The sequence below is a fragment of the Mesorhizobium sp. BR1-1-6 genome, from assembly GCF_020165355.1.
In the GTDB taxonomy this organism is placed as follows: domain Bacteria; phylum Pseudomonadota; class Alphaproteobacteria; order Rhizobiales; family Rhizobiaceae; genus Mesorhizobium.
In genome coordinates, this window is record NZ_JAIUHZ010000001.1 from 862,698 (window position 1) to 880,522 (window position 17,825).

Genomic DNA, 17,825 nt, shown 5'->3' on the forward strand with positions numbered 1-17,825 from the left:
TTTGCAACGGCGCAAATTTCCGTACACCCAAAGCTTTCCGCACCGCGCCGCACTCGTTCCATCGCTCGATTGCCAACGGATTGGCCGCTGGTTACCTTGCCTGGATCGGGGGAGCGCGCATGTCGGTCGAACGAGTGCTGTGGGAAGAAGACGCCACCGGCCTTGCCACGTTGGTGCGCAAGGGCGAGGTTTCGCCGGTCGAACTGGTCGACGCGGCGATCGCGCGCGCCGAGGCCAGCCGGCCTGAAATCAATGCCACGGCCGAGACACTCTACGATGCGGCGCGCAGCCGGGCGAAGGGCATCGATCGTTCCCTACCGCTGGCCGGCGTGCCCTTCGCCATCAAGGATCTCGGCATCGCCATCAAGGGCGTGCCGTCGCATGGCGGCAGCCGCATCCCCGCCTGGGTGCCCGAGGTCAGTTCGGTGCTGACCGAACGCTATCTCGCCGCCGGACTGATACCCATCGTCACCTCGACATCGCCCGAACACGGGCTGCGGCTGATGACCGAATCAAAAGCCTTCGGCATCACCCGTAATCCCTGGAACACCGGCCACACCAGCGGCGGCTCGTCCGGCGGCGCTGCGGCACTGGTCGCCGCCGGCGTCGTGCCGGTGGCGCATGCCTCCGATGGCGGCGGCTCGATCCGAGTGCCTTCTGCCTGCACCGGGCTGGTCGGCCTCAAGACCTCGCGCGGCCGCATCCCGCTGTCGCCATTGGTGAGCGAAAGCTGGTACGGCATGGTGGTCGACCATGCCGTCACCCGCTCGGTGCGCGATTGCGCCCTGCTGCTTGACCTCACCCATGGTCCCGACCCGCTCGCGCCCTATACCGCGCCGCCGCCGAAGGGTGCGTTCGCCGCGGCTGCCGCGCGCGATCCCGGCAAGCTCAAGCTCGCAATGTACCGGACCTCTCCGCTTGGCCTGCCGATTTCGGCCGAGACGCTGAAAGCGCTCGATACCGCGGTGGCGCTCGCTCGCGAGGGCGGCCACAGCGTCGAGGAAATCGATTTGCCCTCCATCGGTCGCGACTTCTTCGCCGATTTCTGCAGAACGGTTGCCTCGGCCGTCGCAGGCATGTTGCGGGCCGAGGCGGTGCGCATCGGCCGCACCGTCACCGGCGACATCGAGCGCGCGACGCGGGTGCTCGGCCGATTGGGCGAAATGGTCTCGGCCGGCGAGACCTATGCAGGCTTGCAGCGGCTGCATGCCGCCTCGCGGCAACTGATTGCGGAGACGGCGCGTTACGACGCCGTGCTGATGCCTGTTATCGCCCACCCGCCGCTCGCTTGCGGCGCGATGGACCCGAAGGGCGCCGACGAGCTCATCGAGAACATGCTCGACAAGCTTCGCCTCACGGCGCTGCTCAGGATCGAACCGCTGTTCGGCCAGCTGATGGACAAGAGCCTGTGGTTCACTCACTGGCCGGCGATCCAGAATGTCAGCGGCCAGCCCTCCATTGCGTTGCCCATCCACGTCACCGAAGCCGGCCTGCCGCTTGGCATCCAGGCCGCGGGCCGCCCCGGTGACGAGGAGACGCTTTTGTCCCTGGCCGCGCAGATGGAGAAGATCTCCGGTTGGCTTGGCCGCAGGGCGCCGCTTATGGTGCCTTAAGTGATGACGAGGTCGTGAGCCGCCCGAATATGACAGCAAAGCCGTTTGCGGCCCGCGTCAATTCCCGCTAAGACGCCGCCGTCTTTACCTGATGCATGTCGCCAAAAATGCGCAGCGGTTTTGGGGCAACGACAGGCATGAAATCAAAAGCCAGGGAACCACGCCGATGACGGACATCGCCGCCACCGCCGAAATGCAGGCCGCCCTGCTGTCGCGGGCGCTGCCCTACATGCAGCGCTACGAGAACAAGACGGTGGTGGTGAAATATGGCGGCCACGCCATGGGCGACAGCGAACTCGGCAAAGCCTTCGCGCGCGACATCGCGCTGTTGAAACAGTCCGGCGTCAACCCGATCGTCGTCCATGGCGGCGGGCCGCAGATCGGCGCCATGCTCAACAAGATGGGCATTGAATCCAAATTCGAGGGCGGCCTGCGCGTCACCGACCAGAAGACGGTCGAGATCGTCGAGATGGTGCTGGCGGGCTCTATCAACAAGGAGATCGTCGCGCTCATCAACGCCGAGGGCGAATGGGCGATCGGCCTGTGCGGCAAGGACGGCAACATGGTGTTCGCCGAAAAGGCGCGCAAGACCATGATCGACCCGGACTCCAACATCGAGCGCGTGCTCGATCTCGGCTTCGTCGGCGAGCCGGTCGAGGTCGACCGCACGCTGCTCGACCTTCTGGCGCGCTCCGAGATGATCCCGGTGCTGGCACCTGTGGCGCCCGGCCGCGATGGTCACACCTACAACATCAATGCCGATACCTTCGCCGGCGCCATCGCCGGCGCCTGCAAGGCCTCGCGTCTTCTGTTCCTCACCGATGTGCCGGGCGTGCTCGACAAGGACAAGAAGCTGATCGACGAGCTGACGGTCGCCGAGGCCAAGGCGCTGATCAAGGACGGCACGGTGTCGGGCGGCATGATCCCGAAGGTCGAGACCTGCATTGAGGCGATCGAGCGCGGCGTCGAAGGCGTCGTCATCCTCAACGGCAAGACGCCGCATTCGGTGCTGCTTGAACTGTTCACCGAGCACGGCGCCGGCACGCTGATCGTGCCCTGATATTTGTGGGCTGTCGCGCCCGGCGCTAATCCGGCAGAGCGGCGACCGCCACGATCTCGATGACGAGATCGGGATGCGCAAGTGCGGCAACCCCGATTACCTCCGAGGGCGGCGGATTGTTGTAGCTGCAGTGCTTCGGGCAGTGCGCGGCGAAGAATTCGTCCATGACGTCCAGCCGGAAATTGGGGGAACTCAGAACGCCGCCGTCCGGAAATGGTCCTTTGATATATTGGGTGATCTTGACGAGATGCTCGAGCGAGCTGCCAAGCTCCTCCAGGTCCGATTTGATGGTCGTCAAAATGGAGCGCCATTGCGTCGCCGCGTCCCCGACGGCGCCACCTTTGCCCGTCGACGGGTCGTAATTTTCGGCCGTGCCCGTATTGCCGGCGAGAAAGACATAGCCCCTGGCGCCGCTGACGACGGTGCCTTTTCCCCAAGGCATCAGCCGGCCCTCTTTCGTCTTTTTATGGGTGACAAGCTGCATCTCTTCCTCCTGCCGGACACCTCTGCTTCCAGGAAGTAGCGCGCAGCCTGATAACGGCCAGCGTGAAAAAGTCAGGCGCGGTGCGAATGCATGGCCGCGAGCACGGCAGGTTTCCATGCCGTCCGTTCGAACACCATCGATTGCTCTTCCGCGTCTGTGGCGCGCTCCGGAAATCGGCCATCTTTCATCCGGCCATCGCGCGTCAGAAATCCCCAGACTCGCGGACCAGAGCCGCCGTCCATCTCCGTATACCAGCGCATGGAGAACGAGCTTCATGGCGGGACCTCTTCATGGGTGATCCGCCCATGCTGGCCGGCGCAATCACCGCCGCAGATGTCCGAGCGGCACGTGGCCGGGTCCCTTGATGTTCTGCAGCACGAGCTGCGTGTGGACGTCGCGCACACCGTCGAGCCGCATCAGCCGGTGCATGACGAAGGCGTTGAGTTCGTCGACCGACGGCACCATGACATGCAGCAGGAAGTCGTGGTCGCCGGTCATCGTCCAGCAGGATGATACCTCGTCCATGCGCTGGACCGCGGCGATGAAACTCTCGGGCGAACCGTCGCTGTGGCTGACCAGCCGCACCTGGATGAACACCTCGACCGTCAGGCCGACGGCACGGCGGCTGAGCACGGCGGCAAAGCCCTTGATGATGCCGGCCTCCTGCAGCGCCTCGAAGCGCCGCGCGCAAGGTGTCGTCGACAGGCCGATCTCCTGCGCCAGTTCGGAGACCGGCTTGCGTCCGTCGCGCTGGAGGATATCGAGCATCTTGATCTCGAAATCGTCGAATTGAGGCATTTTCACTCCGCTATGGCATATTCCGAGTGGATGTTATCCAAAAATCCTCATTCCGGCCATCACCAAAACCGATTTGCCTCCGCAAGTCCGGTTAACTTCGGGCACATCCGGAATTCAAGATTGGCGAGGAGAAAACCATGACGACAATGAGCGTTGCCGAATATGCCCGCGACTGCGCGGCTCAAGGGTTGCGCGGCGACTACTCGGTCTGCCGTGCCGATTTCACCGTGGCGCAAGGCTATGACTACAGCGCCGAGGAACAGGCGGTCTGGCGCACACTGTGCGACCGCCAGACGAAACTGACGCGCAAGCTCGCCCACCATTCCTATCTCGACGGCGTCGACAAGCTCGGCCTGCTCGACCGCATCCCGGACTTCGACGAAGTCAGTGCCAAGTTGCGTAAGCTGACTGGCTGGGAGATCGTCGCCGTGCCAGGGCTCATCCCGGCCGCGCCCTTCTTCGACCATCTCGCCAGCCGCCGTTTCCCCGTCACCAACTGGCTGCGGACGCAGCAGGAGCTCGACTACATCGTCGAACCCGACATGTTCCATGATTTCTTCGGACATGTGCCTGTGCTGTCGCAGCCGGTCTTCGCCGACTTCATGCAGATGTATGGCCAGAAGGCCGGCGACATCATCGCGCTGGGCGGCGACGAAATGATCAGCCGGCTCTACTGGTACACGGCCGAATACGGCCTCATGCAGGAGAGTGGTCAGCCGCTGAAGGCCTTCGGCGCCGGCCTGATGTCATCCTTCACGGAGTTGCAGTTCGCGGTCGAAAGCAAGGATGCGCACCATGCGCCTTTCGACCTGGAAACGGTGATGCGCACGGGCTACGAAATCGACAAGTTCCAGCGCGTCTATTTCGTGCTGCCGTCCTTCGACGCGCTGCGCGACACATTCCAGACCGCCGATTTCGCGGCGATCGTCGCTCGCCGCATGGGCGAGCCCGCACTCGACCCGGCGACTGTGTAGCCGGATTTGGATGGGCAGGGGCGAGCGAAACCTCGCCCTTCCTACAGTGCGGCATAGATGTTGCGATTGAACTTCGTCTCCATCACCACATGCGATGCGGTTTTGACGATGCCGCTGATTTCATTCAGCGCATTCACTTCCCGGTTCAGCTTCTCGAGCGTCTCGGCCGCGACATGGATGATCAGGTCCCACTCGCCGGCTATGGCATAGACCGCCTGGATCGAAGGCATCGCCTTGATCTTCCTGGAGACGTCCGGGTAGCTCTTGTTGTTCAGGGCGGCGAAGGTGAAACAGTGGACGGAATTCTGCGCCGCCTCCTTGGTCAGCCGCACCGCGTAGCCTTCGATGACCCCGCCCGCCTCGAGCTTTTGTATGCGCTCCTGCAAGGCAGTCCGGGATACGCCGAGCTGACGCGCCAGTGATGCGACCGGCTCACGCGCGTTCTTCTGCATCAGCGCGAGCAGCTGGCGATCTTTTTCGGTCAATTCCACAATCAATCCTCTCCTTCGATCCGCCCTGGAACCCGTCCAATCGCTCGGCGCGATCCTATCGGCTGAACCACCGCCGCGACAATCCTCAGGAACCGCCGGTGCAGGCTGCGCAAGGCGCAAATATCCGGCATTTTGCCGCCTCACGGCACGTAATGACTGCATGGCTGCCATTATCCGGCATTTCGCCGGGTGGAACCCTGCTTTTCGCGACCTGAGTGTCAACTGTCACAAACGCCAGTCCATGAGGGGGAACAGCTTCGGCTGCGATGGACGCAAATCGACACCGAGCCGCGTTGGACTTGCATCCGCAAGCCGAACGCCACGGTACGCCGCGGAGACGTCGCGGACGAGGCCGATCGAAACAACCACTGGTGCCCGACGCAGGTACCGTCATTTCAGCTGCATCCATAAGGGAGGATAACTTTGAAGAAACTGCTCGATTTCGCCATTCTTGCCGTCGCGACATTCGCGATCACGACGGCGGCCATGGCCGGAGAAACTTTGGATCGCGTCACGTCGAAGAAGGCGATGGTCGTCGCCACCAACGCCGCCTGGCCGCCGCAAAGCTTTCTCAATGACAGCAACGAGCTCGCCGGCTTCGACATCGATGTCTCGCGCGAGATCGGCAAACGGCTGGGGGTCGAGGTCTCGTTCGAGACGCCCGACTGGGCGACCCTGACCGGCGGCCGCTGGCAAGGGCGCTACGACCTCGGCGTCGGCTCGGTCACGCCGACCAAGGCCCGTTCCAAGGTGATCGATTTTGTCGGCATCTATTACTACAGCCCCTATGTCTACGTCGTGCACAAGGACAGCACCGCGAAGTCGGTCGCCGATCTCAACGGCAAGGTGATCGGCGTCGAGACGGCCACCACCTCGGAGGATTTCATCCGCCGCAAGCTTGAGATCGACGCGCCCGGCCTGCCTCCCGTCGAATACAAGCTGGAGCCCGGCGAGATCCGCACCTTCGCCGATTCCATGCTTCCCTTCGATGACCTGCGGCTTGGCGACGGCGTTCGCCTGAATGCCGTGATCGCGCCGGAGCAGACGGCGCAGAACGCCATCAAGAACGGCTATCCCGTGAAGATCCTCGAAGGGGAATATGCCTTCCGGGAACCGCTCGTGGTCATCGCCGAGAAGAACGATCCCGAGTGGACCGCAAAGGTTTCGGGCATCATCGCCGAGCTGAAGAAGGACGGCACGCTCGCCGCGCTGACCACGAAATGGTACGGCAAGGACTACAGCGCCAAATGACGTTGGATTGCCCGCCGGCCGCCGCTCGGCGACCGGCGGGCATCACGTGTCAGATGCCGGAGCGGTGCAGCGTTTGAAACAATCGCCACCCCTCTCTAAACCTTTGTTCTTGCGCAATTCCCCAGGGAAAAGCGCTACGCGCTTTTCCTGACGAGCGGGATGCAGTTGAAAGTCGCCGATGGCCTATCCGGACACCTACTACGCCCGCACCATGATCGACCGGAAGATCAGGCCCCCGCTCCGCGGCGAGGCGCACTGTGACGTGGCCGTCGTCGGCGGAGGACTGGCCGGCCTGACCACGGCGTTGCAGCTGTCGCGTTCCGGGCTGCGCGTCGCCGTGCTCGAAGCCCAGGTCGTCGGTTTCGGCGCCTCCGGCCGCAATGGCGGCTTCGTCACGCCTGGCTTCGCCACCGGCGGCGACACCATTGCCGCGCGCGTCGGCAAGGAGGCCGCGCGGCAACTGCACCGGCTGTCGATCGAGGGCGTCGAATTCGTGCGTCACACCATCGAGGCGCTCGACATATCGGCCGCCACGCCGCGCGACGGGCTGGTCAGCGTCCTGCGCTACGACGATGGCGACGCGCTCAAGGCCTATGCCGACCAGACGGCGCGCGACCACGGATACGAGCTTCAATATCTGCGCAGAGAAGACGTCCGTTCGGTGCTTAAATCGGCTCGCTACTATCAGGGCCTGCGCGACCCGAAAGCCTTTCACATCCATCCGCTTAATTATCTGCGTTCCGTGGCCGATGAGATCGAGCGGCTTGGCGGCAGCATCCATGAGAGCTCCGAAGTCGTGCAATGTGATCTGTCGGGGCCGCAAAAGATGCTGCGCACGCGAGAGGGCACGCTTCGGGCAACTCGCGTCGTGGTGGCTACCGGCGGCTACACCGGCCCGGTATTCACCCAACTCCACCGCGCCTTCCTGCCCATCGCGACCTATGTGATGGTTTCCGAGCCGGCGCCGCGCCTGATCGCGCAAGCCGTTGCGACCACGGACGCGGTCGGCGACAACCGGCGGGCCGGCGACTATTATCGGCTGGTCGATGGCGGCAATCGCCTTCTGTGGGGCGGGCGCATCACCACGCGCGCCGCTTCTGCCTACGCGCTGGCGCGCGAATTGCGCCGCGAGATGATCGGTACCTATCCGCAGCTTGCGGACCTCAAGACCGAACTGGCCTGGTCCGGATTGATGTCCTATGCCCGTCACCTGATGCCCCAGATCGGCGAATTGCAGCCGGGCGTCTGGTATTGCACGGCTTTCGGCGGCCATGGTCTCAACACCACGGCCATCGCCGGAAAAATCGTTGCGGAAGGCATTCTGGGCGTTTCGGACCGGTACCGGCAGTTCGCGCCATTCGGATTGAGCTGGGCCGGCGGCGCCGCCGGCCTGGCGGCCGCGCAACTCACCTACTGGAAATTGCAGGCGCAGGACTGGTGGCGAGAACGTCATGCCGCCACGAAAGACAAGGTGACGGCATGATCGGCAGGCTGATGCTCTTCTATCCGGGGATCACCCGCCGCGCAGCGGGGGCGCTCGTGCTGGCGCTGTTGGCCGCCGGCCTTTACGCGATGGGCATCAAGTCAAGCTGGATCGGCTCGGTGATTCCAGTCGCATCCGGCTGGCTGCAGGCCAACCCTGCCCTGTCGCGCGCGCTTTCCGCGGTGCTGATCGCGCTCATTGTGCTGGTGAATTGCAAGCTGCTGCTGCTTTTGCCCCGGCGGCAGCAGATCGTCGGCGTCTGGATCGAACTGTTCGTGCTCCTGATGCTGTTCTTCTATTCCTTCGACCTTTCGCTTGCCTTCATCGCCAGGAAGATCGGCTTCCTGATCACCCAGGGCGTCACCACCACGCTCTACATTTCGGCGATCTCGATCCTGATCGCGACAGCCATCGCACTTGTCGGCGCGATCGCCAAACTGACCGGAAACGGCATTGTGTACGGGCTGGCCACTTTCTACACCTCGTTGTTCCGCGGCCTTCCTTTGCTGATGCAGATCTACATCATCTATCTCGGCCTGCCGCAGGTCGGTTACGTGATCGGCGCGGTGCCGGCCGGCATTCTGGCGTTGTCGCTGTGTTATGGCGCCTACATGACCGAGATCTTCCGCGCCGGCATCGAAAGCATTCCGCGCGGACAGAGCGAAGGCGCCACCGCGCTTGGACTGAGCCCCGGCCAGACCATGGCGCTGGTCATCCTGCCGCAGGCCATGCGCGTCATCATCCCGCCGACCGGCAACCAGTTCATCGCCATGCTGAAGGACTCGTCCCTGGTGTCGGTCGTCGGCGTCTGGGAGATCATGTATCTCGCCCGCACCATGGGCCAGACGGAGTTCCGCCATATCGAGATGTTGATCACCGCCTCGATGATCTACTGGATCCTGTCGATCACGCTGGAGTTCGGCCAGGCCTATCTCGAACGGCGTTTTGGCCGGTCGGAGCGGCGGGCGTAGGACAATTCCAGGAAAGCTGCGTCGCCGCCGTGCCGGTGCGCATCTCCACGGCTTTTAAGCCGCTCCGGCGGCCGCGCCATTATGTGACGCGGCTTTGCCGGGATGAGATGATTTAGTGGGGACTGCGGAACCCTCAGGCGGCGACCACCTTGCCGAGATGCTCGCCGAGCCGGCAGGCCAACGCCGTGATCGTCGTCGTCGGGTTGCATTGGCCCGAGGTGCAGAACACCGAGGAGCCGCCGACATAGAGATTGTCCATGCCGTGCACCTTGCAATTGGCATCCACGACGCTCGTGGCGACATCGGTGCCCATGCGCGTGCCTCCCATGTGGTGGTGGCCGGCCGTCTCCTCGTCCGTCGGGTAGTCGCCGCCGTTCGAAATCCAGTCGGCTATACGCACCCGGCCCAGATTCTTCTGGGCTAGCGTCGTCCCGAAAAGCCTCAGCCCTTCGAGCAGCGTGCGGCGTTCCAGGTCCGATTTCTTCCAGTGCAGCTCGATGCGCGGCACGCCGGCGTGGTCGACCACGGTCTTCGACAGCTCGACCCGGTTCGAGGCCAGCGGCGCCTGCTCCCAGGCTACATAGAGTTGGGCCGCGCAGCGCAGGTTCTGGTTGAGCCTGCCCGATAGCCACTCCGCCATGTTGGGCGCCGTACAGGCGAGATCCGCGATCAGGTCCTTGACGCCGGGATAGGGCGTCTCGATCAGCCTGATGCCGAAATTCATGATCCGCAGCCGCTCCATCGCGGCCGGCATCGGCGAGAAGAAGGCCTCGTTCACCGCATCGACCTCGAATGCGCCATAGTCGGCCAGGATGGCGTTGCCGCCCTGGAAGGTCGGGTGTTCCATCCAGTAGCGGCCAAGTGCCGTCGCGTTCGGCACGACGCCGCCATCGGAGCGCTGGTTCGACCATAAAAGCAGCCGCGAATTCTCCAGCCCGCCGGTACAAACGATGAAATAGTCGGCGCTGAAGAAGCCGGCATCCTGCCCCTGCGACCACAGCCTGGCGCCCGTCACGCGTCTGCCGTCGCCGGCAAGCTCGGTGGCACAAGTGTTGAGCACGACAGCGATGTTCCTGCTCTTGTCGAGCTCGTCGGCGTATTTTTCAGCGAAGCGCACGGCACCGCTCTTGATCAGCTGCACCCAGCGGATGTCGTCCGAGACCGGCGCGTCCGGCCGGAAATCCGGCAGTTCCAGGATGTCGCGCACTTCGCCCAGATACGGTTCGATGTCGCTGCGCCGGATCGGCCAGCCCGTGTCCGGCACCCACGCCTTCGGCTCGAAATCCTGTTTGTCGAGCACGCGGCACCAGCCGGCCCAGTGGTTCGAGCTGCCGCCCATGAACCGCAGCCGGGTGATATCGAGATCGAAATAGAAATCGCCGACCGTGGTGCCGCGGTAGAAATCTTGCGAGGTGTCGCTGAACTCCCTGCCGCCGGCCTCCAGCACCACGACCGATATGCCGGCGGCGCCGAGCTTTCTGGCGATCGTGGTGCCGGCCGGGCCGGAGCCGAGAACGCAGACCCTGGGCGTGAAATTCGCGGCGCGAAACGCCTCATAACTGTCGAAGATCATGCCAGGTCGCCCCGCTTCAGGATCCAGCCATTGACCTCGACGATCTCATCGGGGGCGGCTTCGGAAGAACCCGCATCGGGCAATTTGCGGAACAGCGACAGGGCAGGCACCGCGATCAGCGTCTGCATGATCATTCGGCGCGATATCTTCTTGATAAGGAAACTCATGACAGGTCTCTCGACGGGGTCTCTATCCAGGCATGTTCCCTGAACATCCAGGCATGTTCCCTGAACGGCACATGCTTCATCATCGAAGCCAGAAGCGTGCCAAAACTGGTTGCAAGCCGGAACATGCGCAGCCGAGTGCAAACAGGGTTAGAGACTCCTTAACAAGCCGATATGCTGGATCAGCCCGTTCAGGCCGCCTCGGAGATGTCGGTGTCGAGGATCACCAGGTTGCGTCCCCGATGTTTGGCCTGGTAGAGGCGCCGGTCGGCGGCCCGCATCAGCTCCGACACGCTGGCGCTTTCGTCGCAGAGGGTTCCGCCGATGCTGACGGTCAGCGGAATGGTCCGCTCGTCCACGGGCCGGAAGCGGATCAGCTCGACCTCGCGGCGGATGTGCTCGGCAACGCGCTTGGCTTCCCGTTCCGTGGCTCCGACCAGCAATGCGCCGAACTCCTCGCCGCCGATGCGGCCGAGGACGTCGCCGTCGCGCACCCCGCGCTTGATGGCGCTGGCGATCAGGAGCAGCGCGTCGTCGCCGGTCAGATGGCCGAAACTGTCATTGATCATCTTGAAATGGTCGGCATCGATGATCAGCAAGGCGCCGCGATCGGGCTTGTGCCGGGAGCCGTTGAGCACGGCAAAGAAGCTTTCCCGGTTGAGCATGCCCGTCATGTCGTCGCGGCTGGCCTTTTCCGCCAGCCGGCGATGCGCTGCGGCAAGCTGGGCGTGCGTGCGGGCAAGGTCGCGATGCGCCGACTTCAGCCTGTCGCTGTGCCAGAACGTGCTTGCGCAGGCCGCCCATGCAAGAACCAGCGGACACAATGTCGAGGTCAGCCAGATCATGCGGTTGACCGGGAATCCCATGGCGGGGACGATGATCAGGGTCAGAAGGAGCGAAACCGCGACGGAGACGAAAGCAATGGTGGCGGACTTCAGAATTATACTGCTCATCGCTGGCTCCCACTGGACCGCCTCTGTGCCAGCAAGCCCTGAAGGCCACCTTTCCAGGATGCCTAAAATTTGAACGGTGAGACTGTTCTGCCACTTTCGGCGCGTAGAAGTTGTGGATAAAGCCCCTTCAAGATCGTCCGTTTCGTGCCATAAGGGGCGCATGGCTACACACCCCGACCCCGCTCGCTTCGCCCATGTCACCGACTGGGTGTTCGACCTGGACAACACGCTCTATCCGCATCATTCGAATCTGTTCTCGCAGATCGACGTCAAGATGACCGCCTATGTCGGGGAACTGCTGTCGCTACCTCGCGAGGACGCGCGCAAGCTGCAAAAGGAACTTTATCGGGAGTATGGCACGACACTGAACGGGCTGATGACGCGTCATGGCATAGACCCCGACGATTTCCTCGAGAAGGTCCACGACATCGACTATTCCTGGCTGGTGCCGGATCCCGTCCTCGGCACCTCCATTCGCCAGCTTCCCGGCCGCAAGTTCATCTTCACCAACGGCGACCGCAGGCATGCCGAGCGCACTGCGCGCCAGCTTGGCATCCTTGATCATTTCGACGACATCTTCGATATCGTCGCCGCCGGGCTCAACCCCAAGCCGGCGCGCCAGACCTACGAGAAATTCGCCGAACTTCACGCCGTCACCGGCCACAATGCGGTGATGTTCGAGGATCTCGCGCGCAACCTGTCCGTGCCGAAGTCACTGGGCATGACGACGGTCCTGGTGGTGCCGCGCAATTTCGAGCCGACATTCTCCGAAATCTGGGAGCGCGATCCGGCGCAGGAAGATGATGTCGACTTCGTCACCGACGATTTGGCCGGGTTTCTGACGGAGATAGTCGTGGGGATAAGGCAGTAGGGCAGTAGGGCAGTAGGGCAGTAGGGCAGTAGGGCAGTAGGAAGATGAGGGGCGCTCTCAGCCCTTGATTCTAGATATACTGCCTTACTGCCCTACTCCCTTACTCCCCTAACTTATAGAACCGGCTGACGATGCCCCAGGCCTCGTCGGCGGTGTCGACGAAATCGATGATGTCCTGGTCGCCGGGACTGATCGTGCCTTGCTCGGCGAGGAAGTCGAGATCGATCGCCCGTTTCCAGAAGGATTTGCCGAACAGGATCACCGGCACGCGCTCCATGCGCCCGGTCTGGATCAGCGTCAGCGTCTCGAAGAATTCGTCCATCGTGCCGAAGCCGCCGGGAAACACCGCGACGGCCTTCGCGCGCATGACGAAATGCATCTTGCGGATGGCGAAATAGTGGAAGTTGAAACAGAGTTCCGGCGTCACATAGGCATTGGGCGCCTGCTCGTGCGGCAGAACGATGTTAAGGCCGATAGAGGGCGCGCCGACATCGTCGGCGCCGCGATTGCCCGCTTCCATCACGCCGGGCCCGCCGCCGGTCACCACGACATATTCGCGGTAGTATGAACTGGCCGATTGCTGCGAGCAGAGGCGGGCGAATTTGCGCGCTTCCTCGTAATATTTGCTGTTTTCCTCAAGGTTCTTCTTCTGCGTCTCGTTTTTGGCCGCCCAGGCCTCGCCGCCGGGTTCCGGCAGCCGCGCGCCCCCGAACAGGACCACGGTCGAGCGGATACCGCGCTCGGCCAGGATCATCTCCGGCTTCAGGAGTTCGAGCTGCAGCCTGACCGCGCGCAATTCGCGCCGCGTCATGAAGTCGGGATCGTTCCACGCCAGGCGGTAGGTCTCGGCGCGCGTCTGCGGCGTGTCCGGCACGCTCCTGGCCCGCTCCAGATCCTCGTCCGAATGCGGCAGCGGCGTCCAGCCCGCCTTTTCCATGGGTGTCATGATGTCAGGTCCGTCCATTTCATTCACTTGCGCCGTCCCATGGCGCAGTCGCGATTGACCCCTACTCTGCCTTCACATAGGGTCCGCGCGATTTTCAAAACAGGTTAAGGCTCAGCCCCTTAACAGCCTGGTAATGGAGCGAATTCATGTCGAAGCCGGATCTGGCGAGCCTCGAAAAGACCATCGACAAGGCCTTCGAGGAACGTGACGCGATTTCGACGGCGACCAGAGGCGAGACACGCGACGCCATCCAGTCGGCGCTCGATCTGCTCGACCGCGGCACCGCCCGCGTTGCCGAGCGCCAGGCCGATGGCCAGTGGCATGTCAACCAATGGCTGAAGAAAGCCGTCCTTTTGTCCTTCCGGCTGAACCCGATGGAGATCATCAAGGGCGGTCCCGGCCAGGCCGTGTGGTGGGACAAGGTGCCGTCGAAGTTCGACGGCTGGAGCGCCGTCGATTTCGAGAAGGCCGGTTTCCGCGCCGTGCCGTCGTCGATCGTGCGCCGCTCGGCCTATGTCGCGCCGGGCGCCGTGCTGATGCCGTCCTTCGTCAATGTCGGCGCCTATGTCGATTCGGGCACCATGGTCGATACCTGGGCTTCGGTGGGCTCCTGCGCCCAGATCGGCAAGAATGTGCACCTGTCGGGCGGCGTCGGCATCGGCGGCGTGCTGGAGCCGATGCAGGCCGGTCCCACCATCATCGAGGACAATTGCTTCATCGGCGCGCGCTCGGAAGTGGTCGAAGGCTGCATCGTGCGCGAGGGCTCTGTGCTCGGCATGGGCGTCTTCATTGGCCAGTCGACCAAGATCGTCGACCGCGCCACCGGCGAGATCTTCTACGGCGAAGTGCCGCCGAATTCCGTCGTCGTAGCCGGTTCGCTGCCTGGCAAGCCGTTTCCGAACAATGAGCCGGGTCCAAGTCTCTATTGCGCGGTCATCGTCAAGCGGGTCGATGCCAGGACCCGGTCCAAAACGTCGATCAACGAATTGCTGCGCGATTGATCTTTTTGGAAAGCGGGCGCACCTTCCGCCGGCGCGACGATCGGTCGCGCCGGTTCAACATGGAGGGGTGACATGGACTGGAAATATCTGCTGACGAGCTTCGACAGCCGCATCAATCGCGCCAAGTTCTGGGCCGGCATCGGTATATTCATCGTCATCGGTATTGTTGTCTTCATTCTCGATGCGATTCTCGGCACGCGCTTCACGACCGCAGGCGGCGGCAGGATCGGCATGCTCGTCGCGCTGGCGTCGATCTATTTCGCGATTGCTCTCTATGCAAAACGCTGGCACGACCGCGACAAGTCGGGCTGGTGGACGCTGATCGGTCTCGGCGTTCTCGAAGGCGCCCAGGGTGTCAATCAATATGGACGGGACCCGCTTGCCTGACAGATCCAACCTTACTTGGCTTTTCTTCAAGACATCGGGCCGCGTCAGCCGCGCGGCCTATTTTCTTGGTGGGCTGCTCGTGGCCATCATCCAGGCCTTCCCGCTCTATCGTTTCACGCTGGTGCCGGAAGGCTCGCCCGAGAGCAACATGTGGTCGTTCGTCTTCTTCATCGCCTTCATCGCCTCGCTGTGGTCGAACATCGCACTGGCGGTGAAGCGGCTGCACGACCTCGACAAGCCCGGCATCGCGGCGTTGATCCTGTTCGTGCCGGTCGTCTCGATCGTCGCCTTCGTCGTGCTTTGCCTGTTTCCGGGCAAGCCCGGACCCAACCGCTATGGCAAGCGCACCAATGCACCGGCCGAACCCTGAGCGCCCATCATCGCGATACGCTACTGACGGTATGCATGAAAATGAAGGCCTGATCCGCTTCGCCTGAATTCATTCAGACGCGACGCGCTTCAGGCGCGGCGACCTGATCCGCGCTGAAACCGGGCGATCCGCAGCCGGCCGCTTCCGCCTCACGCACCAGGGCGATGATCCGTCGGACCGTCGGCGCCGGCGTGCCCGCTTCTTGCGCCAGGCGAAGAACGGCGCCTTGCAAATCGCCGATCTCCGTCGGCCGGCCGCGCTGCAGATCGTCCCACATGGAGGAACGCGCCTCCCGGTCGATGGCCAGCATCCGCCTCGCCAGCAGCCTGAACAGCCAATCGGGGAGGCGGAGCACTATCGGCAACAGCGCCGGCCGCAAGCCGGCGATCCGCGCCGGCTCGATGCCCGACGCCTTCATGGCCTGGAGCGCCTCGTCGATCTGTCTTGCCAGGATCAGCCGCCAGCGCCGGTCGGCAAGCTCGCTCGCCAGCGGCAGGCCCGAAAGCGCCACCAGCGCATTGTTCAAATTCATCAAAAGCTTGCCCCACAGCACGGCTTTCATGTCGGCATGGACTTCAACCCGGAACCCTTCGACGCCGATAAGGCTGATCAGACCGGCATCGCTGTCCTCGATCATGACCTTGCCGTCGCTGGCGCGGTGGACACGCAGCGGTAATTCGCCGTCGGCCGACTGCACGACATTGAACGGCACCATGCCGGCCAGCACTGGTCGCCCGCCGACACCGGCGCGCAGCCTGTCGGCATTGTCGATGCCGTTCTGCAGGCTCACCACCACGGCGTCCGGCGGGGCGTGGGCGGCGATGAGCGCAGCCATCTCCCGCGTCGCGCCGCTCTTGACGGTGACCAGGATCACGCCCGCCTGCGGCAAGGCAGCGGCTGGTTCGGTGGTGACGGCAAGCGCTTGCGGCTCGAGGCCTCGATCGCGGCCCTCAAGGTCGCTGATCCGCAATCCGCCTTGCCGCAGAGCCGCCTCGACGCGCGGCCGGGCCAGCAGGATGACCTTGCGCCCGGCGAGCGCCAGACAGCCGCCGGCATAGCAGCCGATGCTGCCGGCGCCGGCAATGACGATTCTCTTGCCCCCGTTTGCCATCCTGTCGCTCCGCACCGGGCCCACGACTATACGACATGAAAACCATAATGTCGGCGGTATCGCCGGTCATAGGACTGGCCCCTACGTCTGGCCGTGACAGGCCTTCAGCTTTCGACTATCGCTTTTGCCATGACGCTGCCGACCGATCCCGCCGCAAACCTCGCCGCCCTCATCCGTTGCGCCTCCGTGACGCCGGCCGAAGGCGGTGCGCTGACAGCATTGCAGACGATGCTGGAACCGCTCGGCTTCCTCGTCGATCGCCCGGTGTTTTCGGAAGAGGGCACGCCCGATATCGAGAACCTTTATGCCAGGCGCTCCGGCAATGGCCCGCATCTGATGTTCGCCGGACACACCGACGTGGTGCCGGTCGGCGACGAAGCCGCCTGGACGCATCCGCCCTTCGGCGCCGAGATCGCCAATGGCGAGATGTATGGCCGGGGTGCGGTCGACATGAAGGGCGGCATCGCCTGTTTCATCGCCGCGATAGCGCGCCATGTCGAGACGAATGGCGGCCCGAAGGGCTCGGTCTCGCTGCTGATCACCGGCGACGAGGAAGGCCCGGCCATCAACGGTACCACGAAGCTGCTCGAATGGGCGGCTTCCAGGGGCGAGAAATGGGATGCATCGATCGTCGGCGAGCCGACCAACCCGGCTGCGCTCGGCGACATGATAAAAATCGGCCGGCGCGGCTCGCTGTCGGGCGACGTCATCGTCAATGGCCGCCAGGGCCATGTCGCTTATCCCTTGCTTGCCGACAATCCGGTACGCGGGCTGATGAGCCTGGTCGATGCTTTGCTGCATCCCGTCTTCGATGAGGGCACGAAGGATTTCCAGCCGACCAATCTGGAGGTGACATCCATCGACGTAGGCAACCCGGCCACCAACGTCATTCCAGCCAAGGCGACCGCCACCTTCAACATCCGCTTCAATGACAGCTGGACCGCCGAGACCATACAGGCCGAAATTCACAACCGTCTCGACCAGGCGGCAGGCCGCAAGAAATACCGGCCCGGCAAGGAGATGTCGGTCGACTACGAACTCGTCTGGCGCGACAGACCGAGCCATGTCTTCCTGACCCGCGACGACAGGCTGATCGAGACATTGAGCGGCTCGGTCAAGACGGTAGTCGGCAGAGCGCCGGCGCTGTCCACCTCCGGCGGCACGTCGGATGCGCGCTTCATCAAGGACTATTGCCCGGTGGTCGAATTCGGCCTGGTCGGCAAGACCATGCACATGGTCGACGAGCGCGTCGCCCTTGCCGATCTCGAGACGCTGACGCAAATCTATCAGCGCTTCATCGAAGACTGGTTCGGACAGGACTGAG

19 protein-coding genes are annotated in these 17,825 nt (G+C 63.4%); 11 read left to right on the top strand and 8 right to left on the bottom strand.

Going from position 1 to position 17,825, the window contains the following annotated elements:
- Nucleotides 1-119: 119 nt before the first annotated feature.
- Nucleotides 120-1,613: an amidase gene (locus LB545_RS04205; RefSeq protein ID WP_140671543.1), complete on the top strand. Its 1,494-nt coding sequence runs from the start codon at nt 120-122 to the stop codon at nt 1,611-1,613.
- A 166-nt stretch (nt 1,614-1,779) separates the two neighbouring features.
- Nucleotides 1,780-2,673: an acetylglutamate kinase gene (gene argB, locus LB545_RS04210; protein ID WP_140491474.1), complete on the top strand. Its 894-nt coding sequence runs from the start codon at nt 1,780-1,782 to the stop codon at nt 2,671-2,673.
- A 25-nt stretch (nt 2,674-2,698) separates the two neighbouring features.
- Here argB and LB545_RS04215 read toward each other — a convergent pair whose 3' ends face one another.
- Nucleotides 2,699-3,157, bottom strand: coding sequence for a RidA family protein (locus LB545_RS04215; protein ID WP_140524234.1), 459 nt, complete (start codon nt 3,155-3,157; stop codon nt 2,699-2,701).
- A 321-nt stretch (nt 3,158-3,478) separates the two neighbouring features.
- Nucleotides 3,479-3,955 (bottom strand): Lrp/AsnC family transcriptional regulator, encoded by a 477-nt coding sequence (locus LB545_RS04220; RefSeq protein ID WP_140491470.1) that lies wholly within the window; start codon nt 3,953-3,955, stop codon nt 3,479-3,481.
- A 137-nt stretch (nt 3,956-4,092) separates the two neighbouring features.
- Between LB545_RS04220 and phhA the strand changes: the two genes are divergently transcribed.
- On the top strand, nt 4,093-4,929 hold the full coding sequence (gene phhA, locus LB545_RS04225; RefSeq protein WP_140514307.1) for a phenylalanine 4-monooxygenase: 837 nt from the start codon (nt 4,093-4,095) through the stop codon (nt 4,927-4,929).
- Nucleotides 4,930-4,970: 41 nt separating this feature from the next.
- Here the strand turns inward: phhA and LB545_RS04230 are convergent, their stop codons facing one another.
- Nucleotides 4,971-5,591 carry an Lrp/AsnC family transcriptional regulator gene (locus LB545_RS04230; RefSeq protein ID WP_224680500.1) on the bottom strand — a complete coding sequence of 207 codons (621 nt, stop codon included), beginning with the start codon at nt 5,589-5,591 and terminating at the stop codon, nt 4,971-4,973.
- Nucleotides 5,592-5,906: 315 nt separating this feature from the next.
- Between LB545_RS04230 and LB545_RS04235 the strand changes: the two genes are divergently transcribed.
- The 3 genes from LB545_RS04235 (at nt 5,907) to LB545_RS04245 (ending at nt 9,125) form a co-directional block, all read left to right on the top strand.
- Nucleotides 5,907-6,671: a transporter substrate-binding domain-containing protein gene (locus LB545_RS04235; RefSeq protein WP_224519058.1), complete on the top strand. Its 765-nt coding sequence runs from the start codon at nt 5,907-5,909 to the stop codon at nt 6,669-6,671.
- Nucleotides 6,672-6,849: 178 nt separating this feature from the next.
- Entirely contained in the window at nt 6,850-8,154 is a 1,305-nt protein-coding gene (locus LB545_RS04240; RefSeq protein ID WP_224704486.1) for an NAD(P)/FAD-dependent oxidoreductase, read from the top strand.
- Complete coding sequence (locus tag LB545_RS04245) at nt 8,151-9,125, top strand: amino acid ABC transporter permease (protein WP_224704487.1); 975 nt, start codon at nt 8,151-8,153, stop codon at nt 9,123-9,125. The genes LB545_RS04240 and LB545_RS04245 overlap by 4 nt, the downstream gene beginning before the upstream one ends.
- A 133-nt stretch (nt 9,126-9,258) precedes the next feature.
- Here LB545_RS04245 and LB545_RS04250 read toward each other — a convergent pair whose 3' ends face one another.
- The 3 genes from LB545_RS04250 to LB545_RS04260 all read right to left on the bottom strand — a co-directional run bounded on the left by LB545_RS04250 (nt 9,259) and on the right by LB545_RS04260 (nt 11,815).
- The gene (locus LB545_RS04250; protein ID WP_224704488.1) at nt 9,259-10,698 is read right to left on the bottom strand and encodes a GMC oxidoreductase; all 1,440 of its coding nucleotides are present in this window, start codon (nt 10,696-10,698) and stop codon (nt 9,259-9,261) included.
- Nucleotides 10,695-10,865 carry a hypothetical protein gene (locus tag LB545_RS04255; protein WP_224704490.1) on the bottom strand — a complete coding sequence of 57 codons (171 nt, stop codon included), beginning with the start codon at nt 10,863-10,865 and terminating at the stop codon, nt 10,695-10,697. The genes LB545_RS04250 and LB545_RS04255 overlap by 4 nt, the downstream gene beginning before the upstream one ends.
- Nucleotides 10,866-11,053: 188 nt before the next feature.
- Complete coding sequence (locus tag LB545_RS04260) at nt 11,054-11,815, bottom strand: GGDEF domain-containing protein (RefSeq protein WP_140491457.1); 762 nt, start codon at nt 11,813-11,815, stop codon at nt 11,054-11,056.
- A gap of 160 nt (nt 11,816-11,975) precedes the next feature.
- On the opposite strand from LB545_RS04260, the gene LB545_RS04265 reads away from it, so the two are divergent.
- Nucleotides 11,976-12,686 (top strand): pyrimidine 5'-nucleotidase, encoded by a 711-nt coding sequence (locus tag LB545_RS04265; RefSeq protein ID WP_224704492.1) that lies wholly within the window; start codon nt 11,976-11,978, stop codon nt 12,684-12,686.
- A 100-nt stretch (nt 12,687-12,786) separates the two neighbouring features.
- On the opposite strand, the gene LB545_RS04270 is transcribed toward LB545_RS04265, so the two are convergent.
- A complete protein-coding gene (locus tag LB545_RS04270) occupies nt 12,787-13,632 on the bottom strand; it encodes an LOG family protein (RefSeq protein WP_140491453.1) in 846 nt (281 codons plus the stop codon).
- A gap of 146 nt (nt 13,633-13,778) precedes the next feature.
- On the opposite strand from LB545_RS04270, the gene dapD reads away from it, so the two are divergent.
- From dapD to LB545_RS04285, 3 genes are all read left to right on the top strand, one after another.
- Nucleotides 13,779-14,633 carry a 2,3,4,5-tetrahydropyridine-2,6-dicarboxylate N-succinyltransferase gene (gene dapD / locus LB545_RS04275; RefSeq protein WP_140491451.1) on the top strand — a complete coding sequence of 285 codons (855 nt, stop codon included), beginning with the start codon at nt 13,779-13,781 and terminating at the stop codon, nt 14,631-14,633.
- A 72-nt stretch (nt 14,634-14,705) separates the two neighbouring features.
- Nucleotides 14,706-15,020: a DUF805 domain-containing protein gene (locus tag LB545_RS04280; RefSeq protein ID WP_140655284.1), complete on the top strand. Its 315-nt coding sequence runs from the start codon at nt 14,706-14,708 to the stop codon at nt 15,018-15,020.
- Complete coding sequence (locus LB545_RS04285; protein WP_224646216.1) at nt 15,013-15,390, top strand: DUF805 domain-containing protein; 378 nt, start codon at nt 15,013-15,015, stop codon at nt 15,388-15,390. Before LB545_RS04280 ends, LB545_RS04285 begins: the two co-directional genes overlap by 8 nt.
- A 73-nt stretch (nt 15,391-15,463) precedes the next feature.
- Here the strand turns inward: LB545_RS04285 and LB545_RS04290 are convergent, their stop codons facing one another.
- The gene (locus LB545_RS04290) at nt 15,464-16,501 is read right to left on the bottom strand and encodes a 2-dehydropantoate 2-reductase (protein ID WP_140514317.1); all 1,038 of its coding nucleotides are present in this window, start codon (nt 16,499-16,501) and stop codon (nt 15,464-15,466) included.
- Between the two features lie 129 nt (nt 16,502-16,630).
- Between LB545_RS04290 and dapE the strand changes: the two genes are divergently transcribed.
- The gene (gene dapE / locus LB545_RS04295) at nt 16,631-17,824 is read left to right on the top strand and encodes a succinyl-diaminopimelate desuccinylase (protein ID WP_140685596.1); all 1,194 of its coding nucleotides are present in this window, start codon (nt 16,631-16,633) and stop codon (nt 17,822-17,824) included.
- The last annotated feature ends 1 nt before the right edge of the window (nt 17,825 follow it).

Excerpts from the sequence above, each read along its gene's own strand:
- LB545_RS04260 (WP_140491457.1), bottom strand. The coding sequence starts at position 11,815 with ATGAGCAGTATAATTCTGAAGTCCGCCACCATTGCTTTCGTCTCCGTC.
- LB545_RS04280 (WP_140655284.1), top strand. The coding sequence starts at position 14,706 with ATGGACTGGAAATATCTGCTGACGAGCTTCGACAGCCGCATCAATCGC.
- LB545_RS04270 (WP_140491453.1), bottom strand. The coding sequence starts at position 13,632 with ATGACACCCATGGAAAAGGCGGGCTGGACGCCGCTGCCGCATTCGGAC.
- LB545_RS04215 (WP_140524234.1), bottom strand. The coding sequence starts at position 3,157 with ATGCAGCTTGTCACCCATAAAAAGACGAAAGAGGGCCGGCTGATGCCT.
- LB545_RS04250 (WP_224704488.1), bottom strand. The coding sequence starts at position 10,698 with ATGATCTTCGACAGTTATGAGGCGTTTCGCGCCGCGAATTTCACGCCC.
- LB545_RS04205 (WP_140671543.1), top strand. The coding sequence starts at position 120 with ATGTCGGTCGAACGAGTGCTGTGGGAAGAAGACGCCACCGGCCTTGCC.
- phhA (WP_140514307.1), top strand. The coding sequence starts at position 4,093 with ATGACGACAATGAGCGTTGCCGAATATGCCCGCGACTGCGCGGCTCAA.
- LB545_RS04235 (WP_224519058.1), top strand. The coding sequence starts at position 5,907 with ATGGCCGGAGAAACTTTGGATCGCGTCACGTCGAAGAAGGCGATGGTC.
- dapE (WP_140685596.1), top strand. The coding sequence starts at position 16,631 with ATGACGCTGCCGACCGATCCCGCCGCAAACCTCGCCGCCCTCATCCGT.
- argB (WP_140491474.1), top strand. The coding sequence starts at position 1,780 with ATGACGGACATCGCCGCCACCGCCGAAATGCAGGCCGCCCTGCTGTCG.
- LB545_RS04290 (WP_140514317.1), bottom strand. The coding sequence starts at position 16,501 with ATGGCAAACGGGGGCAAGAGAATCGTCATTGCCGGCGCCGGCAGCATC.
- LB545_RS04230 (WP_224680500.1), bottom strand. The coding sequence starts at position 5,591 with ATGGCAGCCATGCAGTCATTACGTGCCGTGAGGCGGCAAAATGCCGGA.
- dapD (WP_140491451.1), top strand. The coding sequence starts at position 13,779 with ATGTCGAAGCCGGATCTGGCGAGCCTCGAAAAGACCATCGACAAGGCC.
- LB545_RS04220 (WP_140491470.1), bottom strand. The coding sequence starts at position 3,955 with ATGCCTCAATTCGACGATTTCGAGATCAAGATGCTCGATATCCTCCAG.
- LB545_RS04255 (WP_224704490.1), bottom strand. The coding sequence starts at position 10,865 with ATGAGTTTCCTTATCAAGAAGATATCGCGCCGAATGATCATGCAGACG.
- LB545_RS04240 (WP_224704486.1), top strand. The coding sequence starts at position 6,850 with ATGGCCTATCCGGACACCTACTACGCCCGCACCATGATCGACCGGAAG.
- LB545_RS04265 (WP_224704492.1), top strand. The coding sequence starts at position 11,976 with ATGGCTACACACCCCGACCCCGCTCGCTTCGCCCATGTCACCGACTGG.
- LB545_RS04245 (WP_224704487.1), top strand. The coding sequence starts at position 8,151 with ATGATCGGCAGGCTGATGCTCTTCTATCCGGGGATCACCCGCCGCGCA.